Here is a 17,621-nt window from a genome sequence, read left to right as displayed (position 1 = left end):
GGGCCCTCCCCGTATGCCCTGATCGTGTGAGATCTGGCTCTTATACACATCCGACGCTGCGTCTTATACACGCCGAGGGAATGCAGGTCGTACTCCCCGCCCCAGCCGGGCTGGGGCGGGGAGTACGACGCGGAGGCGACCGCCTTCATAGAGCTTCCGCCGGGCTCCGCCGAGGAGCCCGGCGCCGAGCCGCTGGCCGCCCCGGGCCACGGGTATCAGCCGCCGGAGATCGGCCCGGCCGCCACGCCGCCGGCCACCGCCGGGGCCACCACCGACCCGGGCGCGACCGGCGAGTGGACCATGCCGTTCGGCTGGGGGACACCGCGGCCGGAGGCCCAGGGCCAAGCCGCCCGTCCCCCGCGCCGCGCGTCGGCCGCCGCCATGGGCCAGGGCGCCGCGCTGGCGGGCGGCGTCCGCCGCCCGCTGGGCGAGGGCCCGGCCGGAACGGACGCGCACGCCGTACCCGCCATGCCCGCTGGGCCGTCCGGGGGGCAGCCGCCGCTCGCGGAGGCCGGGCACGACGCCGCGCCGTGGCCGGCGGCCGTGGAGCGGGACGTCCCCCCCTCGCCCTGGCCGGCGCCGTCCGGGGGCGAGCCGCACCCGCCGCGCCCCGAGCCGGAGATCCCCGCCGCCGTGGCCGGGGCACCGGAGCCGGTGCCCGCCGAGGACCCGGCGGCCGAGGCGGCGGAGGACGCCGTCCCCGGTGGCAGCCGCAGCGACCACCCCGAGGGCGGTTACGTGCTGCGCGTCAACGGCGTGGAACGGCCCGTCTCGGGCGCGTGGATCGGCGAATCCCTGCTCTACGTGCTGCGCGAGCGCCTCGGCCTGGCCGGCGCGAAGGACGGCTGCGCGCAAGGCGAGTGCGGGGCCTGCTCCGTGCAGGTGGACGGCCGCCTGGTGGCGGCCTGCCTGGTGCCCGCGGCGACCGCCGTCGGCAGCGAGATCCGCACCGTGGAGGGCCTGGGCGGCGACGGCACGCCCTCCGACGTGCAACGGGCGCTGGCCGCCTCCGCCGTGCAGTGCGGTTTCTGCCTGCCCGGCATGGCCATGACCATCCACGATCTGCTGGAGGGCAACCCCGCGCCCACCGAGCTGGAGACCCGCCGGGCTCTGTGCGGGAACCTCTGCCGCTGCTCGGGCTACCGGGGCATCCTCGACGCGGTGCGCGCGGTGGTGGACGAGCGCGCCGCGAAGGACCCGCGCGCCGAGCGCGGCGAACGAGCCGCGCGCCCCGCCGCCGAGCCGCCCGCCCCGGCGCCGGCCCCGGCACCTGTCGTGGGGCCCGAGCCCGAGCCCGCCGGGCACCCGGACCAGACCGCCCGCATTCCCCACCAGGCCGGGCCGTCCCCGGCCTCCGGCCGGGGCTATCCCCAGGCAGGAGGCATGTGATGACGGACCAGGCGCAGACCCCGGACGCGGCGGCCGTGACGATGGTGCCCGCCCAGGGCGGCGCGGTGCCGCCCGGCCGGGAGCCGCACGGCCTCGGTGCCTCGGTGGAGCCCGCCGAGGCCGAGGCCAAGGTGCGGGGCACCTACCCGTACACCGCCGACCTGTGGGCCGAGGGCCTGCTGTGGGCCGCCGTGCTGCGTTCCCCGCACCCGCACGCCCGCATCAAGCGCGTCGACACCGCCGCGGCCGTCGCGATGCCCGGGGTGCGGGCCGTCGTCACCCACGAGGACGTGGCGGGGGAGGCCGGACTCGGCCGGGCCGTCACCGACCGGCCCGCGCTCGCCTCCGACGTGGTGCGGTACCACGGCGAACCCGTCGCCGCCGTCGCCGCCGACCACCCCGGGCCCGCCCGGCTCGCCGCCGCCGCGATCGTCGTCGAGTACGAGGTGCTCGACCCGGTCACCGACCCGGAGAAGGCGTTCGAGGCCGAACCCCTCCACCCCGACGGCAACCTGATCCGCCACATCCCGCTGCGCTGCGGCGACCCCACCGCCACCGGCGAGATCGTGGTCGAGGGCCTGTACCGGGTCGGGCGCCAGGACCCGGCGCCCATCGGGGCCGAGTCGGGCCTCGCCGTGCCGCGCCCGGACGGCGGCGTCGAGGTGTACACGGGCACCACCGACCCGCACACCGACCGCGACCGGATCGCCGCCTGCCTCGGTCTCGAACCCGACCAGGTCAAGATCTACGTCACCGGTGTCCCCGGCGCCCTCGGCGACCGGGAGGACCTGGGGTTCCAGCTCCCGCTGGCGCTGCTGGCCATCCGCACCGGCAGCCCGGTCAAGCTGGCCGCGACGCGCGAGGAGTCGTTCCTCGGCCACGCCCACCGGCACCCCACCCTGCTGCGCTACTGGCACCACGCCGACCGCGAGGGGAAGCTGGTCAAGGTCGAGGCGCAGTTGCTGATGGACGCGGGCGCGTACGCCGACGACTCGGCCGAGGCCCTGGCCGCCGCCGTCTCGTTCGCCGCCGGGCCGTACGTGGTGCCCAACGCGGTGGTCGACGGCTGGGCCGTACGGACGAACAACCCGCCCTCCGGCTACCTGCGCGGCGAGGGCGCCCTCCAGGTGTGCGCCGCCTACGAGGGGCAGATGGACAAGCTGGCCGCCCGGCTCGGGCTGCACCCGGCCGAGCTGCGCGCGCGCAACGTGCTGTCCACCGGCGATCCGCTGCCCACCGGCCAGACCGTGACCTGCCCGGCGCCGGTCGCCGAGCTGCTGACGGCCGTCCGCGAGGCGCCGCTGCCGGCGCTGCCCAAGGACGGGCCGGTCGAGGACTGGCTGCTGCCCGGCGGCCCGGACGGCGCCGCCGAGCCGGGCGCGGTGCGGCGCGGCGTCGGCTACGCGCTGGGCATGGTCCACATGCTCGGCGCCGAGGGCACGGACGAGGTCTCGACGGCCACGGTGAAGGTCGAGGGCGCGGTCGCCACGGTGCTGTGCGCTGCGGTGGAGACCGGGCAGGGCTTCGCCACGCTGGCCCGGCAGATCGTGCAGGACGTGCTGGGCGTGGACGAGGTGCATGTCGCGCCCGTGGACACCGATCAGCCGCCGGCCGGTCCCGGCGGGCGCGGGCGGCACACGTGGGTGTCGGCGGGCGCGGTGGAACGGGCGGCCAAGATGGTCCGCACCCAACTGCTCCAGCCGCTGGCCGCGACGTTCGGGATGTCCGCCGAGCTGCTGTCGATCGCGGACGGCAAGATCACCTCCTACGACGGGGTCCTGAGCACCACCGTGGCCGAGGCCCTGGAGGGTAAGGAGCTGTGGGCGACGGCCCAGTGCCGGCCGCATCCCACCGAGCCGCTGAACGAGGCGGGCCAGGGGGACGCGTTCGTCGGCCTGGCCTTCGCCGCCGTGCGGGCCGTGGTGGACGTGGACGTGGAGCTGGGCTCGGTGCGCGTGGTGGAGATGGCGATCGCGCAGGACGTCGGCCGGGTGCTGAACCCCCGGCAGCTCGCGGCGCGGATCGAGGCCGGAGTCACCCAGGGCGTCGGCGCGGCGCTCACCGAGCACCTGCGGGTGGCGCGCGGGATGGTGCGCCGCCCCGACCTGGCGGGATACGCGCTGCCCACGCCGCTGGACGCGCCGGAGGTCCGGATCGTGAAGCTGATCGAGGAGCGGGACGTGGTCGCGCCGTTCGGGGCCAAGGCGGTCAGCGCCGTCCCGGTCGTCGTGGCGCCCGCGGCGGTCGCGGCGGCGGTCCGCGCGGCCACCGGCCGGCCCGTGAACCGGCTGCCGATCCGGCCCCAGGCGGCGGTCAGCACCTCCTAGGGCGGGTCCGACGGTCCTGCGGCCCAGGACCATCGGCCGACGAGATCACGTCTCCGGGCCATAGGCGTCACCGGGCTTCGGTCCTTACGGTGTGGCCATGACCGACGTCGACGTTTCCCCGGAGGCGGCCGACGCCGTCGGCGGTGTGCTGAGCCGCCCGTACCGCGCGCTCACGCTGGGCTGTGTCAGCACGATCCTGCTGATCGCGTTCGAGGCGATGGCCGTGGGGACGGCGATGCCCGCGGCGGCGGAGGCGCTGGACGGCGTGGGGCTGTACGCGTTCGCGTTCTCGGGCTTCTTCACCACCAGCCTGCTGGGCATGGTCGCCGCCGGGCAGTGGGCCGACCGGCGCGGGCCGACCGGGCCCGTGGTGGCCGGGATCGCGGCGTTCGCGGGCGGGCTGCTGCTGTCCGGCACGGCGGGCTCGATGTGGGTGTTCGTGCTGGGCCGCGCGGCGCAGGGCGTCGGCGGCGGGCTGGTGATCGTGGCGCTGTACGTGCTGGTCCGGCGCGCGTATCCGGCGCGGTTGCAGGCGGCGGCGCTGGCGTCGTTCTCGGCGGCCTGGGTGGTCCCGGCGATGATCGGCCCGGTCGTCGCGGGCACCGTGACGGAACGGTTCGGATGGCGGTGGGTCTTCCTCGGCATCACCGTCGTCGTGGTGGCGCCGCTGGCGATCATGCTGCCCGCGCTGCGCGCGCGGGTGCCCGGCGGGCCCCGGGGCGCGGCGGGCGGCCGGTTCGACGGGCGGCGGCTTCGGCTGGCCGGGGCCGTGGCGGTCGGCGCGGGGCTGGTGCAGTACGGCGGGCAGGACCCGCGCTGGCTGTCGCTGCTGCCGGTGACGGCGGGGCTGGCACTGCTGGGGCCGTCCGCGCGGCGGCTGCTGCCGCCCGGCACGTTCCGCGCGGCGCGCGGACTGCCGTCCGTGATCATGCTGCGCGGCCTGCTGTCGGCGGCGTGGCTGGCGTCGCAGGCGTTCCTGCCGCTGATGCTGGTGACCCGGCGCGGCCTGTCCTACACGGAGGCCGGTCTGGCGCTCGCCGCCTCCGGCGGGCTGTGGGCGCTGGGCTCGTACGCCCAGTCCCTGCCGGGGGCCGAGCCGCGCCGTCACGCGCTGACGACTCTGGGCACCGTGCTGATGGCGCTGGCGGTGGGGACGACGCCGCTGGTGCTGATCGAGGCGGTCCCGGTCTGGCTCCCGGCGGTCACCCTGTCGGTGGGGGCGTTCGGCATGGGCCTGGCCGTGGCCTCGGTGGGCGTGCTGGTGCTGCGGCTGTCCACGCCCCAGGAGGCGGGCGGCAACGTCGCGTCGCTCCAGGTCTTCGACAGCCTGGGGAACGTGGCGATGCTGACGGCGGTGGGCAGCCTGTTCGCCGCGCTCGGCGGGGACACGACCGCCACGACCCACGACGCGACCGCCCCGGACACGGCGGCGACGACGGTCGGCGCGGGGGCGTTCGTCGCGGTGTACCTGTGCACGACGGCGGCGGCCCTGCTGAGCGTCGTGGTGTCGCGCCGCCTGCGGACGCCGTCCCGGCCGGGCGGGCCGGTGTGACCCCGGCCGCATCCGCCGCCCCGGCGGCGGGGATACGCTGGCGCGGTCGTTCTTCCGTCCGCCGTCGCCCACCCCCGCCCCGGAGATCGTGAGTACCACCGCCGCGTCTTCCGCGTTCCCGCCCCCGTCGTCGCACCCCCTCTCTCCCGCCTTCCCCGGCCGCGCGCCCTGGGGGACGGCGGGCAAGCTGCGGGCCTGGCAGCACGGCGCGATGGAGGCGTATCTCGCCGCGCAGCCACGGGACTTCCTCGCGGTGGCCACCCCGGGCGCCGGCAAGACCACCTTCGCCCTCACCCTCGCCTCCTGGCTGCTCCACCACCACGTGGTGCGGCAGGTGACGGTGGTCGCGCCGACCGAGCACCTGAAGGCGCAGTGGGCCGACGCCGCCGCCCGGATAGGGATCAGGCTGGACCCGGAGTACAGCGCGGGGCCCGTCGGACGCGAGTACCAGGGCGTGGCCGTCACCTACGCGGGCGTGGGCGTGCGGCCGATGCTGCACCGCAACCGGTGCGAGCAGCGCAAGACGCTGGTGATCCTGGACGAGATCCACCACGCGGGGGACTCCCGTTCGTGGGGCGAGGCGTGCCTGGAGGCGTTCGAGCCGGCGACGCGGCGGCTTGCGCTGACGGGGACGCCGTTCCGTTCCGACACCAACCCCATCCCGTTCGTCACCTACGCGGAGGGGAACGACGGCATCCGCCGTTCCGTCGCGGACTACACCTACGGGTACGGCAACGCCCTGGCCGACGGCGTGGTGCGGCCGGTCATCTTCCTCTCCTACAGCGGCAGCATGCGCTGGCGCACCAAGGCGGGCGACGAGGTCGCCGCGCGGCTCGGGGAGCCGATGACCAAGGACGCCACCTCGCAGGCGTGGCGGACCGCCCTCGACCCCCGGGGCGAGTGGATGCCCGCCGTGCTGCGCGCCGCCGACCGGCGGCTCACCGAGGTGCGCCGGTCCGTGCCGGACGCCGGGGGCCTGGTCATCGCCAGCGACCAGGACTCGGCCCGCGCCTACGCCAAACTGATCCGCGAGATCACCGGCGAGGCGGCCACCGTGGTGCTCTCCGACGACGGCGGCGCCTCGCAGCGCATCGACGACTTCAGGACCTCGCAGGGCCGCTGGCTGGTCGCGGTCCGGATGGTCTCCGAGGGCGTGGACGTGCCCCGGCTCGCGGTCGGCGTCTACGCCACGACCATCGCCACCCCGCTGTTCTTCGCGCAGGCCGTGGGCCGCTTCGTGCGGTCGCGGCGGCGCGGCGAGACGGCGTCCGTCTTCCTGCCCACCATCCCGTCGCTGCTCGGCTTCGCCCACGAGCTGGAGCTGGAACGCGACCACGTCCTGGACAAGCCGAAGAAGGCCGGCGAGGAGGACCCGTACGGGCCCGAGGCCGATCTGCTGAAGGACGCCGAGCGGCAGAAGGACGAGCCGGACGGGGAGCAGGACCAGCTCCCGTTCGAGGCGCTGGAGTCCGAGGCCGTGTTCGACCGGGTGATGTACGACGGCGCCGAGTTCGGCATGCAAGCCCACCCCGGGAGCGAGGAGGAGCAGGACTACCTCGGCATCCCGGGGCTGCTCGAACCCGATCAGGTGCGGCTCCTGCTCCGCAAGCGGCAGGAGCGGCAGATCGCGCACAGCCGCCGGAAGCCGGACGAGGAGGCCGACCTGCTCGAACTCCCCGCCGAGCGGCGGCCGGTGGTCAGCCACAAGGAGATGATGGAGCTGCGCCGCGAGCTGAACTCGCTGGTCGGGGCCTACGCCCACCAGTCGGGGAAGCCGCACGGCGTGATCCACACCGAGCTGCGCCGGGCCTGCGGCGGCCCGCCCACCGCCCAGGCCACGGCGGGACAGCTCCGCCAGCGCGTCCTGAAGGTGCGGGAGTGGGCCACGAGAATGCGGTGATTCCGGACGGGATTCTCTCCGCGTAACGCCGCACAACGATCGGAACCGCCCCTCCCGTGCTCGGATTCTGGACAACCCCTTCCGCTGACCGGTGACGATGGATAAGTTTCCGGACACCGTGCGCCTGGTGACCGGGGGTGACTTCAGGAGCCGCACCCCCGGCACGGCCCTCGGTACGTGAACAAGGAGGGGGCGTGACCGCGGAGACCTCCCAGACGCTCGACAGAGGACTGCGTGTCCTCAAACTTCTCGCCGAGACCGACCACGGCCTGACCGTGACCGAGCTGTCCAAACAGCTCGGCGTCAACCGGACCGTCGTCTACCGCCTGCTGGCCACCCTGGAGCAGCACTCCCTGGTGCGCCGCGACGCGGGTGGCAGGGCCCGCGTCGGCGTGGGCGTCCTCGGGCTGGGCCGGCAGGTCCACCCGCTGGTCCGGGAGGCGGCGCTCCCCGTGCTGCGCTCCCTCGCCGCGGACGTGGGCGCCACCGCCCACCTCACCGTGGTGGACGGCACCGACGCGCTGGCCGTGGCCGTGGTGGAGCCGAGCTGGACCGACTACCACGTGGCGTACCGCACCGGCTTCCGGCATCCGCTGGACCGGGGCGCGGCGGGCCGGGCGATCCTCACCGGGCGCAGCAAGGACATCAGCGACGAGGACGGCTACGTGCTCACCCACGGTGAGCTGGAGGCGGGCGCCAGCGGTGCGGCGGCCCCGCTGCCGCGCGAGTGCGGCATCGAGGGCAGCGTCGGCGTCGTGATGCTCAGCGAGGCCGTGCCGCCGGAGGTCGGCCCCCGGGTGGTCAGGGCCGCTCAGGAGGTGGCGGCGGTTCTGCGTTAGATTCGCTGCCATGTCCGCCCCCCCGACCGACGCGAAGGCGCCCGCGGCGCCCGCGTCACCGGCCGCCCGCCGCAGGCCGCTGACGCTCGCCGTGTGCGCCGCGCCCGCCGCCGCCCTGCTCGCGGTGGCGGCCCTCGCGCCGCTGCCGTTCTCGGTGACCCACCCCGGCCTGACCGCCGATGTGCTCGGCGAGCACGAGGGGGAACCGGTGATCACCATCTCCGGCGCCCCGGTCCGCGACCCGGAGGGCGAGCTGCGGGTCACCACCATCACCGCCACCTCGCCGGACGCGACGGTGCGGCTGGCCGAGGTCGTCACCGGCTACTTCGCCGGCGACGAGGCGGTGATGCCGCGCGAGGCGGTCTACCCGGTGGGGGACGACACCGAGGAGATCAGGGAGCACAACCACGCCCAGATGCGGGACTCGCAGGACTCCGCGGTGGCCGCCGCACTGAACTACCTGGGGATGGACCCCGGCGAGGTGACGGTGGAACTCGACCTCGGCGACGTCGGCGGGCCCAGCGCCGGGCTGCTGCTGTCGCTGGGCATCGTGGACCTGCTGGCGGGCGACGGCGAGGGCGGCGACCTCACCGGCGGCCGGGTCGTGGCCGGTACCGGCACCATCGACCCGGACGGGACCGTCGGGGCGGTCGGCGGGGTGCCCCTGAAGACCCGGGGCGCGGGCCGGGACGGCGCGACCGTCTTCCTGGTGCCGCGCGACGAGTGCTCGGACGCGAGCGTCGATCTGCCGGAGGGGCTGCGGCTGATCCCGGTCGCCACGCTGGAGGACGCCGTGGACAGCCTCCGGGCGCTGAACGCCGGGGAGCCCGTGCCCTCCTGCTGAGCCACGCGCCCCGGCGGCTCCCGCCGGGGCGAACCGCCCCCGCGCGTGCAGGTCGCGGGGGCGGTCGAGGGGGGTGGTGTTGTCAGAGATTCCCGCGCCTGGCCTGTTCACGCTCGATGGCCTCGAAAAGAGCCTTGAAGTTCCCCTTGCCGAAGCCCAGCGAGCCGTGCCGTTCGATCAGCTCGAAGAACACCGTCGGCCGGTCCTGCACCGGTTTGGTGAAGATCTGCAACAGGTAGCCGTCCTCGTCGCGGTCGGCCAGGATGCTCAACTCGCGCAGCGTGCCGAGCGGTACCCGCGTCGCGCCGACCCACTCGCCGAGGGTGTCGTAGTACGAGCCGGGTACGTCCAGGAACTCCACGCCGGACTCCCGCATGGACCGCACGGCGTGGACGATGTCGTCGGTCTCCAGCGCGATGTGCTGCACGCCGGGTCCACCGTAGAACTCCAGGTACTCGTCGATCTGCGACTTCTTCCTGCCCGGAGCCGGCTCGTTGATGGGGAACTTGACCTTGCGGGTGCCGTCCGCCACCACCTTCGACATCAGCGCCGAGTACTCGGTGGCGATGTCGTCGCCGACGAACTCCTTCATGTTGGTGAAGCCCATGACGCGGCGGTAGAACTCCACCCACTCGTCCATACGCCCGAGTTCGACGTTGCCCACGCAGTGGTCGACCGCCTGGAACGTCCGGTGCGCGGGTGCCGGGGCGAGCGGGTCGGCGGCGACGAAGCCCGGCAGGTAGGGCCCCTTGTAGTCGCCGCGCTCGACCAGGGTGTGGCGGGTCTCGCCGTAGGTCGCGATGGCGGCGAGCACCACCGTGCCGTTGTCGTCGGTGAGTTCGCGCGGCGCCGACACGGGCCGGGCGCCGTGTCCGACGGCGTGCGCGAACGCGGCGCGGGCGTCCGGCACTTCGATCGCCAGGTCCACCACGCCATCGCCGTGCGCGGCGACATGACGGGCCAGCGCGTGGCCCTCGGGGGTGACGGGCCGGATGACGGAGGTGACGGCGAACCGCGCGCTCCCCGACTCCAGCACGTAGGTGGCGGTCTCACGGTGGCCGTTCTCCGGCCCTCGGTAGGCGACGAGGGTCATCCCGAACGCCGTGGAGTAGTAGTGGGCGGCCTGCCGGGCGTTGCCGACGGCGAAGACGACCGCGTCCATCCCGTGTACGGGGAACGGGTCGGCCGGTGTGGAGTCAGTCATGTCCGCAGCGTGCGCCCACTCCGCATCCTGTGCAATAGTTCGCTCATTCGCTGTACAGGATGTCCGGTGAGACGCGCGTAGCGTTCCCCGGTGTGTACAGGTTGTGCAGGGAGGCCGGGATGACCATCGACGAACTCGACGCGCGCCTGATCGAGCTGTTCGCGCGCGAGCCGCGCATCGGCGTGCTGGAGGCGTCGCGGCGGCTCGGTGTGGCGCGCGGGACCGCGCAGGCGCGGCTGGAGAAGCTGCGCTCCGGCGGGGTGATCCGCGGCTTCGGCCCGGACGTGGACCCGGCGGCGATCGGCTTCCCGGTGAGCGCGTTCGCCACGCTGGAGATCAAGCAGGGCCAGGGCGAGGAGGTGCGCCGCCACCTCGGCGCCGTCCCCGAGGTCCTGGAGCTGCACACCATCACCGGGCAGGGCGACATGCTCTGCCGCCTGGTCGCCCGTTCGAACGAGGACCTTCAGCGCGTCATCGACAAGGTGGTGGGCTTCGAGGGCATCGTGCGGTCCTCGACGGCGATCGTCATGGAGAACCCGGTGCCCCTGCGCGTTCTCCCGCTGGTGCGGCACGCGGCGCGGATCTCAGCCGGCGGCGTCGCCTGAGCCCTCGGCGGGCGAGGCCGTCAGCAGCTCCCGCAACTCCCCGTCCACATCGATCCGCTCGGTCTCGGTGCCCGGCGGCACCAGCCGCATGGTGTGTTCCAGCCAGGCCGACAGCGCGGCGGCCGGGGCGCGCAGCAGCGCGTCGCCGTCGGGCGAACGCAGCGACAGCCAGACGACGTTGCGGCCGTCCCAGCGGGCGGGCCACAGCAGGACGTCGCCCTGGCCCGAGGGGCGGAAGACGCCCTCGACCAGCAGATCGCGGGCGAAGGTCCAGTGCACGGGGGCGTCCGAGCCGAGGTGGAAGGTGACGTGCACCGCGAAGGGGTCGTCGGAGCGGTAGCGCAGCAGGGCGGGAACAGGGACGCTGTGCCCGGGGGAGAGCACCAGGTGGAGATCGAGTTCCCGCTCGATGATGGTGTGCATGCGTGGCCTCTTCTTTTCTCCTGCGGGGAGGGACGGGAAGAGAGAGGCGCCGGACGGCCGGTCATTACGCGACTTCCCCACTTCTCTTCCGGTCCGGGGGGCGTCCGGGCGCGGGGAGTCGGCCCGAGCGCTAAGGTCCCTCTCGGCAGACGACGGGGGCATGGGGTGCCGTCCGGCGACTACCATGCATAACCCGGAGATTGACCAGCACTGCACGGACGAGGAGATTCGGACCCCCATGAGCTCCCCCACCGCAGGCTCCCCGCCCACAGGTAGCGCAGGCGGCGGCCCGGGGCCCAACTGGTATCCGGACCCGTCCATCCCCGGCTACATCCGGTACTGGAACGGCAGCGCCTGGGTGCCCGGCAGCAGCCGGCCCGAGCCGAAGGAGGGCGAACCGGTGCCCACGCCGCCCTCCGGCGCGGCGGCTCCGCAGGCGGCGCCCGCCCCGGCGGTCCCCGCCGCCCGGGAGGAGACGCAGCCCTTCTTCTTCGACGAGGACCCGCCCGCCGCCGCCGAGCCCGCCCCGAGCAGCGGCGACGCGCTGCCCGAGCTGCGCAGGCGCGGCGACGTGGCGCCCGTCGCCCGGCAGGAGCCGGGCGGCGCCTGGCGGGCCGACGCCGGCCGGCAGTCCGGGTTCGGCGCGGACCAGCGCGTCACCTGGGGCTCCGACGAGGACGTCAGCACGTCGCCGGTCGCGGCGGCGGGCCGGGTCGATCCGCGCGGCCAGTTCCGCCGCACGCCGGTCGAGGGCTCGCAGCCGCCGAGGCGCACGCCGGAGTCCGGCCCGCCGGAGCCGGTCGCCGGGGAGGACACCGCGGCCCTCCGGCTGCCCCCCGGCGGGTCGTGGGAGCGGCAGGTGCGGGAGCTGGCGGAGCAGCCGCCGTCCGGCCCCGCGCAGCAGCCCGTTCCGCCTCGGCAGAGCAGCCCGCCGCAGGGCGTGCCCGTTCCGCCGGCCCCCCCGGCGCCCTCCGCCGTCCCACCGCGGGCACAGGCCCAGCCGGCCGTTCCCCAGCCGCCCGTGATCCCGCAGCCCGTTCCCCAGCAGTCGGTGCCCCAGCAGTCGGTGCCCCAGCAGTCCGTGCCTCCGCAGGCGGCGCCTCCGCAGCCGGTCCAGCAGCAGGCCGTTCCGCCGCAGGCCGTCCCGCCGCAGGCCCAGCCGCCGCAGTCCGCGCCCGGGTACGGGTATCCGCAGCCGCAGAGCGGTCCCGCCCCCGGTGGGTACGGGTATCCGCAGGCGCAGGCGCCGCAGCCCTCGCAGTCGCCGTTCCTCCAGTCGCACCAGGGCGCTCCGCTCACCATGATCGGCGCCTTCACCGATCCGGGACAGGCGTACCCGGCGGGGCTGTGGCGACGGCTGATGGCCCGCGTCGTCGACTCGCTGCTGCCGGTCGCCGCCGCCGTCGCGGTGGCGCTGCCGCTGGTCGGGAAGGCGCGCGACCACATCGACGCGCAGATCGAGGCGGCCGAGCGGGCCGGTGTCACCGAGCGGGTCTGGCTCGTCGACGGCACCACGGGCGGCTATCTCGCCCTGGTCATCGGGGTGTTCCTCGGCGTGACGCTGCTGCTGGAGGCGCTGCCGACCGCGTTCTGGGGCCGCACCCCGGGCAAGGCGCTGTTCAAGCTGCGCGTCCTGGACGTGGAGCGCCAGGACAAGCCCACGTTCGGCGCCGCGCTGCTGCGCTGGCTGGTGTACCACCTGCTGTCGCTGTTCGTCGTCGGCCTCGTCAGCCTGCTGTGGGGCGTGCGCGACCGGCCCTGGCGGCAGGCGTGGCACGACAAGGCGACCCACACCTTCGTGGCCGGTACCAAGCGCCCCGACTGACCCACCCGGCCGCCTGAGTGCCCCGGCCGCCCCCGCCGGGATGCGGAGCGGGCCGATCCGGGGTGGACTTGCGTGCATGAGCACCGAGCAGCCGCGACCCGGACCCGGCGGTGAGCCGGAACGCGACCCCGCCGACCCGTACGGGGCGAGTCCGTACGGAACGCATCCGTACGGGGCCAATCCGTACGGCGGCGCTGGCGGCGCCGTCGATCCGCTGGCGGGCATGCCGCCGCTGGCCTCGCTCGGCCGTCGCCTGCTGGCCCGGATCATCGACGCGCTTCTCGTCGGCATCCCCGTGACGCTGCTGCTCTGGCCGACCATGGGCGACTACGAGTTCGACAACGGCGGCGGGAACTCGTACCTCCAGCAGACGATCGTGCTGCTGGTCTACTTCGTCTACGAGGGCGTGATGCTCAGCGCCCGGGGCCAGACCGTCGGCAAGATACTCATGCGCGTGCGGGTGGCGATGCTGGCGGACGGCGCGGTGCCCCACGGCGCGCCCGGCTGGACCCGGGCCGGGGTCTACTCGCTGCCGCAGCTCGTGCCCTGCTTCGGTTTCCTCTTCTGGCTGGTCAACGCCCTGTTCTGCACCTGGGACCGGCCCTACCGGCAGTGCCTGCACGACAAGGCGGCGAAGACCGTGGTGGTCACCGTCCCCTGACCCCGCGCGTCCCGGAAGGTTCCCGGTCGTGCGGTCCGTCAGACCCGGACGCCGGGCCGTCCGGGGGCGTCGGCCGGGGTCTGGCGCGCCGGAGCGGCGGCGGGGCGCGGTCCGGCCCCGGGCACCACGGCGGCCAGGACGCCGAGCGGCAGCGCGCCGACCGCGATCAGCGCGACGGCGGCTCCCGACGCCCCCGGGGCGAGCAGCAGCGCGACGAACGTGAGAAGGATGACCATGGCCGCGCCGCGGACGATCCGCGCGGGAGTCAGGTGCCGCATGTCGTGTCCGTTCCTGCCGGGGGATGCCGTTCTCGCGAGGTGCTGTCCACGGGCTTCGATGCCCAGGCGTGAACTCCGGTAAGCGTGACCTCGATCGCCCGGCGGGGCACGGGGGGCGCACGGAGTCATCTCCCCGACCGCCGGCGTGGAAACCGTAGTTGGCGCCCGATGGTGAATCAAGGTCTGTTTTTTTCCGCCGCACTCATGTCAAATGCGTCCCGTCACATCACTGCGTGCGCAGGGGAGGACCGGAGAACACGTGATTACGGGAAAGCGATCCAAGAGATCCACAACTGCCGCTGTCGCGGCGGCCATCGCCGCCGTCGGCGCGGCGGTGCTCGTCCCGGCCGGCACGGCTTCCGCCCGGACGCCCGACGACGCGGGTCAGCAACCCCTGTCCCAGGAGACGTTCGCGGCCGAGCCGGAACTGGAGAATCCCCTCGCGGAAAAGCGCGAGGTCCAGCGGCAGGAGGCCCAGCAGCAGCTCATCACCGGTGAGGCGACCGCCAGTTCACGCGGCGGTTCCGAGGTGGTCGAGCTGAGCGACGGCGAGTTCGTGGAGGTGGCCACCACCGGCACCGACAAAATCTTCACGATCCTGGTGGAGTTCGGTGATCAGATCCACCCGGACTTCGGCGGCGACCCCGGCCCGCGGGTCAACGAGATTCCCGAGCCGGACCGTTCGGTGGACAATTCCACCATCTGGCAGGAGGACTTCGACCGGCAGTATTACGAAGATCTCTACTACGCGGAGGACCCGGCGACTCCGTCGATGCGGCAGTACTTCGAGCGGCAGTCCTCGGGCCGTTACACCGTGGACGGCGAGGTCAGCGACTGGGTCACGGTCGACTACAACGAGGCCAGGTACGGCAACAACGACTGCGGCTCGAACGTCTGCGACTCGGTGTGGTACGTGATCAGCGACGGCGTCAACGCCTGGTACGAGGACCAGCTCGCGGCCGGCGCCACCCCGGAGGAACTGGCGGCCCGGCTCGCCGAGTACGACCTCCAGGACCGTTACGACTACGACGGCGACGGCGACTTCGACGAACCGGACGGCTACCTCGACCACTTCCAGATCGTGCACGCCGGTGAGGACGAGTCGGCTGGCGGCGGCGCGGAGGGCGAGGACGCCATCTGGGCCCACCGCTGGTACGCGTTCGCGGACCAGATCGGCGCCACCGGCCCCGGGTACAACCCGGTGGGCGGCACCGAGATCGCGGACACCGGGATCTGGGTGGGCGACTACACGATCCAGCCGGAGAACGGCGGACTCGGCGTCTTCGCCCACGAGTTCACGCACGACCTGGGGCTGCCCGACCTGTACGACACCCAGGGCGGCGAGAACGGCACGGGCTTCTGGACGCTGATGTCGTCCGGCTCCTGGCTCGGCGAGGGCGACGGCACCATCGGCGCCCTGCCCAACGACATGGGCCCGTGGGAGAAGCTGCAACTGGGCTGGCTGGACTACGAGGTGGCGCGGGCCGGGAAGAACTCGACCCACCGGCTCGGCGCGTCCTCCCTCGCCTACCCCGAGGGCAACCGCGACCCGGCGACCCAGGCCCTGATCGTGCGCCTGCCGAAGAAGACCGTCACCACGCGGATACACGAACCGGCCCAGGGCGCCGCGCAGTGGTGGAGCGGCTCGGGCGACGACCTGAGCAACACCCTGACCCGCGAGGTGGATCTGACCTCCGCGTCCGACGCCTCCCTGGACCTGACCGGCTGGTGGAGCATCGAGGAGGGCTACGACTACCTGTACGTCGAGGCGTCCGCCGACGGCGGCGCGACCTGGACGCCGCTGGAAGGCACGGCGGACGGTGAGCCGTTGCCGCGGGACAGCGCCGAACGGTCCGTGGTGACCGGCGAGTCGGGCGGCGACCGGGCGCTGTCGTTCCCGCTGGACGCCTACGCGGGCGCTCCGGTGGAGCTGCGGTTCCGCTACCGGACGGACGGCTCGGTGGCCCACACCGGGTTCACGGCCGATGCCATCACGGTCACCGCCGACGGCGAGACGGTCTTCTCCGACGACGCGGAGAACGGCGAAGGGGACTGGACCGCGGACGGCTTCGGCATCGTCGGCGCGTCCATCACCGACTCCTACCCGCAGTACTACATCGTGCAGAACCGTCAATACGTCGGCTACGACCGGACGTTGCAGACCGGGCCGTACAACTTCGGCTTCCAGGACACCGAGCCGGACCGGGTGGAGCACTTCCCGTACCAGACCGGCATGCTGGTGTGGCTGTGGGACACCTCGGAGCTGGACAACGACGTCAGCCAGCACCCCGGAACGGGCCTGATCCTGCCCGTGGACGCCCACGCGGACCCCGAGCACTGGTCGGACGGCTCGCTGATCCGCAACCGCGTCCAGACGCGGGACGCGACGTTCAGCACCCACCCGGTGCCACGGCTGACGCTGCACGACGAAGGCGAGCCGACGACGCTGCCCGCCGCCCGGGGCGACGCGGTCTTCGACGACCACCTCGACAGCTACTGGGACGAGGACAACCCGTCGAACAGTGTCATGGTGCCGGACACCAACACCCGCATCTCGATCCTGACCCAGCCGGCGAGCGGTACCCAGCCGATGACCGTCCGCGTCGGGCCGAGCACACGGTAAGCCGAGCACTTGGTAAGCCGGAGATTTGGCAAGCCGGGCACACGGTAAAGCTATGATCGCATTGCGTCATCATCTGACGGGATTTGATCTTATCTGACAGAAAATCGCAGGTCAGTGCACGTCTCGGCCGCCGCCCTCGACGGGCGGCGGCCGAGCGCGTAAGGATGTGGGGTCACGCGTTACACCGCACGAGAGGTATCCCATGTCCGATGGAGGCTTCGTCCAGCTCCCCGACGGCAGCGTCGTCGTCGCGCTCGCCCTGCCGCACCCCGAGGCGCCCGGCCGGGCCGTCCGGGTGCTGGTCCACGCGGCGAACCGGGCACGGGCCCTCACCCGGCTGCGGAACCTGGGTCTGCGGTCGGTCTACCTCCGAGGCAACGCGGCGCCCCCCACGCCCGACGAGATCTCGGCCGTGCTGCACCACCCGGAGGGCGTCGTCTGGCGCTCCACGCCCGCCGTCGTCACCGAGGGCTGGCACCCCATGGCGCGCCTGCTGGGCCGCCCCTCGCGGATCGCGCGCCCCCGCGTCGCCTGACCGGACCGGGAACCGTCAGGCGGCCCGGACCACCGGCGTGCCCGACAGCTCCACGCCCGCCGCCGCCATCTCGCGCAGCGCGACCTCCACCGTCTCCCGGGCCCCCCCGGCGGTCAGGCCGAGCAGCACCCGCGTGGTCAGCCCCGCCGCCACCGCGTCCAGCGCCGCGGCGCGGACGCAGTGGTCGGTGGCGATGCCGACCACGTCCACCGCCGTCACCTCCCGCGCCCGCAGCCAGTCCGCCAGGCTCGTGCCCGACTCGTCGGTGCCCTCGAAGCCGCTGTAGGCCGCCGCGTAGGCGCCCTTGTCGAAGCAGGCGTCCACGGCGCCGGAGGTGACGGCCGGGGCGAAGTTCGGGTGGAAGCCGACGCCCTCGGTCCCGGCCACGCAGTGGCGCGGCCAGGAGTGGGCGAAGTCGGGGTGCTCGGAGAAGTGGTCACCGGGCGCGATGTGGTGGTCGCGGGTCGCCACGACGTGCCGGTAGGCGGGCGTGGCCGCGCCGACGAGATCGGTGATGGCGGCGGCGACATCCGCCCCGCCGGGGACCGGGAGGCTGCCTCCCTCGCAGAAGTCGTTCTGCACATCGACGACGATCAGTGCGCGATGCATGGGACAC

At 74.0% G+C, this 17,621-nt stretch carries 15 protein-coding genes; 11 read left to right on the top strand and 4 right to left on the bottom strand.

Translation table 11 applies throughout. From position 1 onward, the window contains the following. Nucleotides 1-300: 300 nt before the first annotated feature. The 6 genes from BN2279_RS28090 (at nucleotide 301) to BN2279_RS22440 (ending at nucleotide 8,851) form a co-directional block, all read left to right on the top strand. Nucleotides 301-1,389 carry a (2Fe-2S)-binding protein gene (locus BN2279_RS28090; RefSeq protein ID WP_234348042.1) on the top strand — a complete coding sequence of 363 codons (1,089 nt, stop codon included), beginning with the start codon at nucleotides 301-303 and terminating at the stop codon, nucleotides 1,387-1,389. Nucleotides 1,390-1,430: 41 nt separating this feature from the next. Further along, entirely contained in the window at nucleotides 1,431-3,716 is a 2,286-nt protein-coding gene (locus BN2279_RS22460; RefSeq protein WP_059012695.1) for a xanthine dehydrogenase family protein molybdopterin-binding subunit, read from the top strand. A gap of 97 nt (nucleotides 3,717-3,813) precedes the next feature. Beyond that, nucleotides 3,814-5,268: an MFS transporter gene (locus BN2279_RS22455; protein ID WP_059012434.1), complete on the top strand. Its 1,455-nt coding sequence runs from the start codon at nucleotides 3,814-3,816 to the stop codon at nucleotides 5,266-5,268. A gap of 88 nt (nucleotides 5,269-5,356) precedes the next feature. Then, a complete protein-coding gene (locus BN2279_RS22450; RefSeq protein WP_059012430.1) occupies nucleotides 5,357-7,168 on the top strand; it encodes a DEAD/DEAH box helicase in 1,812 nt (603 codons plus the stop codon). A 194-nt stretch (nucleotides 7,169-7,362) separates the two neighbouring features. Beyond that, a complete protein-coding gene (locus BN2279_RS22445; protein WP_059012427.1) occupies nucleotides 7,363-8,007 on the top strand; it encodes an IclR family transcriptional regulator in 645 nt (214 codons plus the stop codon). A gap of 10 nt (nucleotides 8,008-8,017) precedes the next feature. Beyond that, nucleotides 8,018-8,851: a S16 family serine protease gene (locus tag BN2279_RS22440; protein WP_107115540.1), complete on the top strand. Its 834-nt coding sequence runs from the start codon at nucleotides 8,018-8,020 to the stop codon at nucleotides 8,849-8,851. An 82-nt stretch (nucleotides 8,852-8,933) separates the two neighbouring features. Here BN2279_RS22440 and hppD read toward each other — a convergent pair whose 3' ends face one another. After that, nucleotides 8,934-10,055: a 4-hydroxyphenylpyruvate dioxygenase gene (gene hppD, locus BN2279_RS22435; protein WP_059012423.1), complete on the bottom strand. Its 1,122-nt coding sequence runs from the start codon at nucleotides 10,053-10,055 to the stop codon at nucleotides 8,934-8,936. Between the two features lie 119 nt (nucleotides 10,056-10,174). On the opposite strand from hppD, the gene BN2279_RS22430 reads away from it, so the two are divergent. Continuing rightward, on the top strand, nucleotides 10,175-10,660 hold the full coding sequence (locus BN2279_RS22430) for an Lrp/AsnC family transcriptional regulator (RefSeq protein ID WP_059012419.1): 486 nt from the start codon (nucleotides 10,175-10,177) through the stop codon (nucleotides 10,658-10,660). On the opposite strand, the gene BN2279_RS22425 is transcribed toward BN2279_RS22430, so the two are convergent. Then, complete coding sequence (locus BN2279_RS22425) at nucleotides 10,640-11,083, bottom strand: SsgA family sporulation/cell division regulator (protein ID WP_059012416.1); 444 nt, start codon at nucleotides 11,081-11,083, stop codon at nucleotides 10,640-10,642. The genes BN2279_RS22430 and BN2279_RS22425 overlap by 21 nt on opposite strands. Nucleotides 11,084-11,321: 238 nt before the next feature. Between BN2279_RS22425 and BN2279_RS28085 the strand changes: the two genes are divergently transcribed. Continuing rightward, a complete protein-coding gene (locus tag BN2279_RS28085; RefSeq protein WP_079032389.1) occupies nucleotides 11,322-12,908 on the top strand; it encodes an RDD family protein in 1,587 nt (528 codons plus the stop codon). Between the two features lie 76 nt (nucleotides 12,909-12,984). Then, nucleotides 12,985-13,569 (top strand): RDD family protein, encoded by a 585-nt coding sequence (locus tag BN2279_RS22420; protein ID WP_104531084.1) that lies wholly within the window; start codon nucleotides 12,985-12,987, stop codon nucleotides 13,567-13,569. Nucleotides 13,570-13,607: 38 nt separating this feature from the next. Here BN2279_RS22420 and BN2279_RS22415 read toward each other — a convergent pair whose 3' ends face one another. Then, nucleotides 13,608-13,847 (bottom strand): hypothetical protein, encoded by a 240-nt coding sequence (locus tag BN2279_RS22415; protein ID WP_059012414.1) that lies wholly within the window; start codon nucleotides 13,845-13,847, stop codon nucleotides 13,608-13,610. 259 nt (nucleotides 13,848-14,106) lie between these two features. Here BN2279_RS22415 and BN2279_RS22410 point away from each other — a divergent pair, with 259 nt between their 5' ends. Then, nucleotides 14,107-16,470, top strand: a complete 2,364-nt coding sequence (locus BN2279_RS22410) for an immune inhibitor A domain-containing protein (RefSeq protein ID WP_234348041.1) — start codon at nucleotides 14,107-14,109, stop codon at nucleotides 16,468-16,470. Between the two features lie 202 nt (nucleotides 16,471-16,672). Further along, nucleotides 16,673-17,005, top strand: coding sequence for a hypothetical protein (locus BN2279_RS22405; RefSeq protein WP_059012410.1), 333 nt, complete (start codon nucleotides 16,673-16,675; stop codon nucleotides 17,003-17,005). Nucleotides 17,006-17,020: 15 nt separating this feature from the next. On the opposite strand, the gene BN2279_RS22400 is transcribed toward BN2279_RS22405, so the two are convergent. Then, the gene (locus tag BN2279_RS22400; RefSeq protein ID WP_059012408.1) at nucleotides 17,021-17,614 is read right to left on the bottom strand and encodes an isochorismatase family protein; all 594 of its coding nucleotides are present in this window, start codon (nucleotides 17,612-17,614) and stop codon (nucleotides 17,021-17,023) included. Between the last annotated feature and the right edge of the window lie 7 nt (nucleotides 17,615-17,621).

It is taken from the genome of Streptomyces specialis (assembly GCF_001493375.1).
Lineage (GTDB): Bacteria > Actinomycetota > Actinomycetes > Streptomycetales > Streptomycetaceae > Streptomyces > Streptomyces specialis.
The sequence above is the reverse complement of the archived record's forward strand: the minus strand, read 5'-3'. Positions and strand labels throughout refer to the sequence as shown.